Source organism: Methylobacterium segetis, assembly GCF_004348265.1.
Classification (GTDB): Bacteria; Pseudomonadota; Alphaproteobacteria; order Rhizobiales; family Beijerinckiaceae; genus Methylobacterium; species Methylobacterium segetis.
The window spans coordinates 1-7,206 of record NZ_SMNT01000167.1; the positions used below are offsets into that span (position 1 = coordinate 1).

The 7,206-nt window shown below is 71.2% G+C and carries 5 protein-coding genes and 1 rRNA gene; 2 read left to right on the plus strand and 4 right to left on the minus strand.

All coding sequences use genetic code 11. The annotated features are described in order from the left end of the window. Nucleotides 1-171, minus strand: a 16S ribosomal RNA gene (locus E1J50_RS25175); the annotation flags it as partial. A gap of 617 nt (nt 172-788) precedes the next feature. On the opposite strand from E1J50_RS25175, the gene E1J50_RS25180 reads away from it, so the two are divergent. After that, nucleotides 789-2,843, plus strand: coding sequence for a M23 family metallopeptidase (locus E1J50_RS25180; RefSeq protein ID WP_132256896.1), 2,055 nt, complete (start codon nt 789-791; stop codon nt 2,841-2,843). A gap of 4 nt (nt 2,844-2,847) precedes the next feature. Here E1J50_RS25180 and gluQRS read toward each other — a convergent pair whose 3' ends face one another. From gluQRS to E1J50_RS25195, 3 genes are read right to left on the minus strand one after another with little or no spacing between them, the layout of a single operon-like run. Further along, a complete protein-coding gene (gene gluQRS / locus E1J50_RS25185) occupies nt 2,848-3,744 on the minus strand; it encodes a tRNA glutamyl-Q(34) synthetase GluQRS (protein ID WP_245516752.1) in 897 nt (298 codons plus the stop codon). After that, nucleotides 3,741-4,028, minus strand: coding sequence for a hypothetical protein (locus E1J50_RS25190; RefSeq protein WP_132256899.1), 288 nt, complete (start codon nt 4,026-4,028; stop codon nt 3,741-3,743). Before E1J50_RS25190 ends, gluQRS begins: the two co-directional genes overlap by 4 nt. A gap of 46 nt (nt 4,029-4,074) precedes the next feature. After that, nucleotides 4,075-6,102, minus strand: a complete 2,028-nt coding sequence (locus E1J50_RS25195; RefSeq protein WP_132256901.1) for an ATP-binding protein — start codon at nt 6,100-6,102, stop codon at nt 4,075-4,077. Between the two features lie 542 nt (nt 6,103-6,644). On the opposite strand from E1J50_RS25195, the gene E1J50_RS25200 reads away from it, so the two are divergent. Then, a complete protein-coding gene (locus tag E1J50_RS25200; protein WP_132256903.1) occupies nt 6,645-6,875 on the plus strand; it encodes a hypothetical protein in 231 nt (76 codons plus the stop codon). Nucleotides 6,876-7,206: the final 331 nt, after the last annotated feature.

Below are 7,206 nucleotides of genomic sequence, written 5' to 3' on the forward strand. Positions count from 1 at the left end.
AGGGCGTATCCGGTATTAGCACAAGTTTCCCTGTGTTATTCCGAACCAAAGGGTACGTTCCCACGTGTTACTCACCCGTCTGCCACTCCCGTCCGAAGACGAGCGTTCGACTTGCATGTGTTAAGCCTGCCGCCAGCGTTCGCTCTGAGCCAGGATCAAACTCTCAAGTTAAAGAGCTCGATCATAGCTGATCACGTTTGACAGAGGCTCACAACCAATCCAGACGTCGCCGCCCAGATCGTGTGAGCTCTCGAACCGTAAACAGCTTGTATCCACTCACGATCCAGCACAAAGCCAGATCCGCAAGGACACGCGCCGTCCACGCTTCTCTTCCTCAGATGAACTTGTCAAAGAACACAGGCCCGAAGAACCCGTAGCGGACAACCACGCCCAGCCCGACCGAAGCCAAGCCCAAAGCTCAGATTGTCCAAGAGACGTTTCAGCGCCCGGGCCACTTCCGCGGCCGGCGCCGATGAGCAGCGGTATACGGACCACCCCCAAAAACGTCAACCCGAAAAATCACAGACCCATGAAAATCCCGCGACAGCCGTGTGACGCAGCGAGACGCACGGCGGTTCTCGCGTGGCGCGCCCGCGCGTGGGGGCGAGCGGGATTGAGAGCGGCCGGGCGCCTTCCCCCGCGCCTCAATCTCGACATGCTGAGCCTCGACATGCTTGATCATCGGATCCGCCGGCGCGCGGGCGATCGGCGGCGCCCGGTCGTCGCCCTGCGGCCGGCCTCGCGGCGCCCGGTTTCCAGGGCGTCCGCTCCCCGTTGAAGGAACGCCCGTGAAGCGCGGCCGCCTGAAGATCGGTAATGCCGGCGACACCGGCCGGGCCGCCCCGCCGGCCCACGGGGCCGAGCCGCCCCTCGATCTGTCGGGATCGGATGCCGCGCGCGTCGACCGGCGCGAGGTGAACCTGCGCTGGCTCTGCGCGAGCGCGCTCACCGGCCTGACCGGCGCCGGCCTGATCGGCGCGGCCCTCCACGTCTCGCTGCAGGGCTCCACCTCTCTCGCCGCGATTCCCGAGCGGGCGACCGTGGTGGTGCGTCCTCAGGCGAGCGAGGGCGGCAGCAACGCCGCGCGCAAGGGCGACCGGCTCGTGCGCAACCTGATGATCGCCTCCGCCAAGCAGAGCGTCCGCGCGCCGGTGACCGTGCGCCTGGGCGAGCGCGAGATCATCAAGGTCCGCCCCTTCGTCCGGATCTCGACCGCGCTCTCAATGGCGACCGGCGTGTTCGCCTCCGACATCCCCCGCTTCGATCCCCTGCGCTTCGTCTCGGACGAGCCCCTGGAGCGGGCCCCCGACGCGAACGGGGCCGATGCGCCCGGCGCCGAGGTCACGGTGGTCAAGCGCGACCTTGCCGAGGTCTCGGTCGACCCTGCGGCGCCCGCCCTCGGCGACGACGACGTCGCCGCCCAGGTCGAGGAGGAGCGCCGGATGGCGGCCGAGGCCGGGCGCCGCACCACCCTTCCGATCGCGCCGCAGCTCATGCTGTCGCGGACCCTGCAGCAGGCGCCGGTGGGGCCGGATTTCGACGGCACGGCCAAGGCGCCTCAGGATGGCAGCCCGTTCAAGTCGATCGAGGTCCTGGTCGTCCCCGAGAACGTCACCCGGCTGCCCAAGGTCGAGCTGCGCCCGAACGAGTCCCCCCTGGTTGAGGAGCGCGACCTCGCGCTCAAGCGCGGCGACACGTTCGAGGCTGCGCTGAAGGCGACGGGGCAGGCGAGCGACGAGCAGGTCCGCGCGATCGTCGCCGCCCTCGGCGGCCGGGGACGCACGGGGGCGCTCGCGGAGGGCCAGCAGTTCCGCGTCCAGGTCGCGCCGGGGCCGAAGCCTGGCGACCCGCGGCAGGTGACCCGCGTCATCCTCTACGGGGAGAACGGGATCGAGGGGATCGCGGCGCTCAACGACCGCGGCGCCTTCGTCTCCGTGGCGCCTCCGACCGAGGACGCGCCCGCGCGGGCCAAGGCGCCGGCCGTGGCCGAGAGCGGCGAGGAGGAAGAGGAGGGAGGCTCCGGCCCCCGCCTCTACCAGAGCCTCTACGAGACGGCGGCCCGCCACGACCTGCCGCGCTCGACCGTCGAGGACATCGTGCGGGTGTTCAGCTACGACGTCGACTTCCAGCGTCGCATCTCCAGCGGCGACGGTCTCGACGTGTTCTACACCTACGACGAGGATGCCGGCCAGGGCGCCGCCGAGCGGCCGGAATTGCTCTACGCCTCGCTCAACCTCGGGGGCGAGAGCCGCAAGATCTACCGCTTCCAGTCCCCGGACGACGGCGCGATCGACTACCTCGACGAGCAGGGCCGCTCACTGAAGAAGTTCCTGATCCGCAAGCCGATCGCCGACGGCATCATGCGCTCCGGCTTCGGCTACCGGCGCCACCCGATCCTCGGCTACGCCAAGCTCCATACCGGCGTCGACTGGGCCAACCCGATCGGCACGCCGATCGTGGCGGCCGGAAACGGCACCGTGATCAAGGCCGAGTGGGATTCGGGCTACGGACGTCGCGTCGAGATCCAGCACATCAACGGCTACGTCACGACCTACAACCACATGTCGCGGTTCGGCCGCGGCGTCTCGGCGGGTGCCAAGGTCCGCCAGGGTCAGGTGATCGGCTACGTGGGCTCCACGGGCCTCTCGACGGGCGCGCATCTCCACTACGAGGTCGTGATCAACGGGCATTTCGTCGACCCGATGAAGATCCGCGTGCCGCGCGGGCGCGAGCTCGACGGGCGGCTGCTCGCCGAGTTCAAGCGCCAGCGCGAGCAGATCGAGGCCGTGATGCAGAAATCGAAGAGCGCCACCGCCATGGCCCAGCGCGACGCGATGCGCTGAGGATCTAGAGGAGCCCGAATCCGAGGCGGGCCCTCACCGATTCCGGGCTCACCCCTTCCGCCCGCAGGTCGGCGAGGGAGGCGGACCCCTTCGATTTCGCGAGCTTGGCGCCGCCCTCGTCCACGATCAGCGGATGGTGATGGTAGCGCGGGCTCGGCAAGGCCAGGAGATGCTGCAGCAGGACATGCAGGTCGGTGGCCGCTTCGAGATCCCGCCCCCGCACCACGTGCGTGATCCCCTGCGCCGCGTCGTCGAGGACGACCGAAAGATGGTAGCTCGTCGGCACGTCGCGGCGGCCGATCAGCGCGTCGCCCCAGCGAGCCGGATCGGCCGGGACCCGCCACTCGTGGCCCCCGGGCTCGAAGACCGTCCAGGCATGGGGGCCGGGCGCCGCCGCGAGGGCGCGAGCCATGTCGAGCCGCCACCCGTGCGGCTCCCCGGCGGCGCGCCGGGCGCCCGCCTCCCCGTCCGTCAGATCTCGGCAGGTGCCGGGATAACGGGGCGTGCCGTCGGGATCGGGAGCGGGGTCCGACCCCTCGACGCCGAGAGCCGCGAGGCGGGCCGCGACGGCACCGCGGGAACAGAAGCAGGGATAGGCGAGGCCGCGCTCCGCGAGGCTCAGGAGCGCGGCGCGATACTCCGCCATGTGGTCCGATTGCCGGCGAAACGGTTCGGGGAAGCGCAGGCCGAGCCAGGCGAGGTCCTCCACGATTCCTGCGGCGAGCTCGGGCCGCGAGCGCACCGGATCGATATCCTCGATTCGCAGCAGGAGGCGGCCGCCGAGACGGCGTGCGATCTCCGCGTTGAGGAGCGCGGACGCCGCGTGGCCGAGATGGAGGCGCCCGTTCGGGCTCGGCGCGAAGCGGAGCGTCGGCGCAAAGCCCAGCGTCGGCGCGCTCACCCGTCGGCGCGGCGAAGGCAGCGGGGCACCTCCGGGGTGCAGGCGATGCCGGGCAGCGAGCAGGCGGGCCCCTCGGGCAGGCGCTGGCAGACCCGGCAGCCGTCGCTCCACTCGAGGCAGGCCCTGTCGCCCGAGGGCTCCGCGGTGGAGACCGGGCGGTGCTCGGCCGAGCCGGGCAGGAGGGCACCGAGGAGGACCGTGGCGGCGACGAGGCCTCCGAGCGCGGCGACGACGAGCCCGTCCCGCGATGCCGCCTTCGAATCCGGGTTCGTCGGGTCCACCATGCGGGCCGTGTTCGCGCAGAGAGGGGCCGCCTGTCAACGCACCCCGTCAGGCCGCCCGGCGCTCGAGGAGCGCCGGCAGCGCCTTCAGGTTGAGAGGCTTGGCGAGGAAGCCGTCGAAGCCGGCGGCGCGGGCCGCCCGCTCGTCCTCGCGCCCGGCATTGGCGGTCAGCGCCACGAGGTGGAGCGGTTCCTCCCCCGCCGCGGCCTCGGCGGCGCGGATGCGCCGGGCGGTCTCCAGTCCGTCGAGGCCCGGCATGCGGATGTCGATGAGCGCGAGGTCGAAGGGCTGGCGGGCGATGCCCGCTTCGGCGAGACGCGCCAGCGCCTCCGCCCCGTCACGGGCCAGAACCACGCTGGCGCCGAGGCGCTCCAGCGCCTTGCCAGCCAGCAGGGCGTTGATCGGATTGTCCTCGGCGAGCAGCACCCGGGCCTGCGCGCGCGGGGGCGACGCCTGCGGCGGGATCGCGGCCGGGCCCGCGTCGAGGGGCGTCGCCGGGGCGAGCAGGCGATCGAACAGGGAGCGGGCGCGCACGGGCTTGATCAGGTAGCTGTCAAAGCCGGCCGCGTGGGGCGCGCCGAACTCGCGCCGGTCGAAGGGCGAGAGCAGGATCAGGCTGCAGCGGACCCCGCAGCGACGCGCCTCGTCGGCGAGCCGCCGCACCGCCGCATCGCCCAGAGCCCGGTCGGCGATGAGAGCGTCGAAGGGGGCGCCGGCCAGCGCGTCGAGCCCCGCCTCGACGCTGCCGACGACCACGGATGCGGCGCCCGACCGCGACAGGCGCCGGGCGAGGTAGGGCGCCTGATAGGGCGAATCCGCGACGATGAGGATGCGCCGGTCGTCCAGGATGATTCCGGGAGCGGGCTCCGCCTCCTCGGCCTCGGGCAGCGGGAGAAGCACCCGGAAGGTCGAGCCGCGACCGACCCTCGACAGGGTCTCGATCCGACCTCCCATGCGGGCGACGAGGCGCCGGGTGATGGCGAGGCCGAGCCCCGTCCCCTCATGGGGGCGGCTCGCGCTGCCGTCGCCCTGCTCGAACTCCTCGAACAGGGCTGGGATGCGGTCCTCCGGAATGCCGGGACCGGTATCGGAGATGGCGAGGGCGAGACCGCCCTCCGCCCGGGCCAGGGTGACGCCGACCCCGCCGCGCTCGGTGAATTTGATGGCGTTGCCGGCGAGGTTGATCAGGATCTGGCGGATGCGGTCGGCATCGCCGATCACGAGGGGATTGAGGTCGTCGGCCACGTCGAGGGCGATCTCGATGCCCTTGTCCTGGGCGCGCGGCGCCAGCAACTCGACGACGCCCTCGGCGAGCGCCGCGATGTCGAAGGGCTCGGCGGCGAGGTCGAGGCGGCCGGCCTCGATGCGCGAGAAGTCGAGGATGCCGTCGATGAGCGTCAGCAGCGCCTTGCCGCTGGTGCGCACCGACTCGACGTAGGTGCGCTGCTCCGGGTCGAGGCCGGTATCGAGGACGAGGTCGGCCATTCCGAGGATGCCGTTGAGCGGCGTGCGGAACTCGTGGCTGACGGTGGCGAGGAAGCGGGACTTGGCGACGCTCGCCGCCTCGGCCTTGGCGAGCGCCTCGTCGAGGGAGCGGGCCGCCTCGACGCGGGTCGTGATGTCGTAGCCCGCGCGCAGCCACTGGACAGGACCGTCCGCGCGGGCGACGGGCATCTCGACGAAGGAGAACCAGCGCGCCTGCCCGTCGACGGACAGAACGCGCGCTTCCAGGCGCCGCACGCCGTCAGGCCCACGGCTCACCGGCCCCTGCTCCAGGATCGTCGGATCGAGGGTCGCCCCGACGAGATCGAGAGGCTGGCGGCCGAGCAGCCGGGCGAAGCCCTCGTTGGCGAAGGTGATGCGCCCGAGCGCATCGCGCTGGACGATGACCTCCATCGTGGCCTCGACGAGCGCCCGGTAGCGCTCCTCGCTCTCGGAGATCCGCCAGATGCGGTCGTGCAGATCCTCGACGCCGGGTTCCTCGCGCCGCGTGGGCCGCCCGCGCCAGACCAGCGCCGCCAGGCTGAATCCGGCGGCGAGGAGGGCGAGGACGAGAGCGATGTCCTTGAGGTCCATGCGGGTCCCTCCGGCGCGGAGGCGCCGGTCAGAGAGGGAGGATCGCAGGCGGGCCTGAAGGAGCGCTTGCGAAAGGTGTTTAAGCGGCGGTTTCAGGGATGATGAGGATTTGAACCGTCGGGCGGCCTCCGGGCCGGTTCCGGCGCCCGGCCTCTCGCCTCCGCCTCCTCGCCATCGGCGGCACGGAACTTTTCGCGACGCCTCGAAATACCCACGGGAGCGGCCGCCGTTGACCGCACCTGTCCGCGACGGCAGGCGCCAACCCGCAGCGTCAGGGCGGGCAGGCCGGCCACGATCTTCACGCCGGGCAGCCGGTTTCCGGCGCGGAACCGGTTCGGCGAAACCTTTCGATCCCGCATCCCGTAAGGCCGTGCGAATGCTCGGGGGCGAGCGAGGCGCGAAGCGAAAGCTTTGACGCCCGGCGGCGCATGCCCGACCCCCGAAAGAAGAGAATTTTGTTATTGAAAACAGGAACTTATGAAGTGTTTTCTGGCTTTCTCCGACGTCCCGCCGGCAAGACCGGCCTCCGCTGGAGACAGTGCATGAAGAAGACCACACTCGCTCTCGCCGCCACCCTTCTCGGCGGCCTCGCGCTCGGTGCCGGCTCGGCCTCGGCGGCTCCGCTGGCCGTGAACGGCATCCAGGCGGATTCGGCTGCCGTTATCCAGGTCCGCATGACGGGCAGCGAGCGCATGATGATGAAGAAGCGCATGATGCGGAAGGAGATGATGCACCGCCGCATGATGAAGCGCCGGATGATGCGCCGCATGTAAGGGCTTCCCGAAGCTCTCGCGGCACGGCCGCAGCCGGAGGCGGGACCTCCGGCGATCCCGAGGATCTCCGAGGTGCCGCGGGGCGGTTGCCGCCCCGTGCCGGGAGGGTTCGCCCCGCCGCAACGGTCCGCGTGCGCCCGAGCCGGCCGCGCCCTCCGGTTCGCGAGCCTAGCGGCGCATCCGGTCGGCCGTTCCGATCGCGCAGTGCTGGATGAGGAGCGCCACGAGGCCCGACCAGCCCGTCTGATGCGAGGCGCCGAGGCCGCGCCCCGTGTCGCCGTGATAATACTCGTAGAACAAGACGTGGTCGCGGAAATGCGGGTCGTCCTGC

Coding starts and splice junctions, on each gene's coding strand:
- E1J50_RS25190 (WP_132256899.1), bottom strand. CDS start 4,028: ATGGTGGACCCGACGAACCCGGATTCGAAGGCGGCATCGCGGGACGGG.
- E1J50_RS25200 (WP_132256903.1), top strand. CDS start 6,645: ATGAAGAAGACCACACTCGCTCTCGCCGCCACCCTTCTCGGCGGCCTC.
- E1J50_RS25195 (WP_132256901.1), bottom strand. CDS start 6,102: ATGGACCTCAAGGACATCGCTCTCGTCCTCGCCCTCCTCGCCGCCGGA.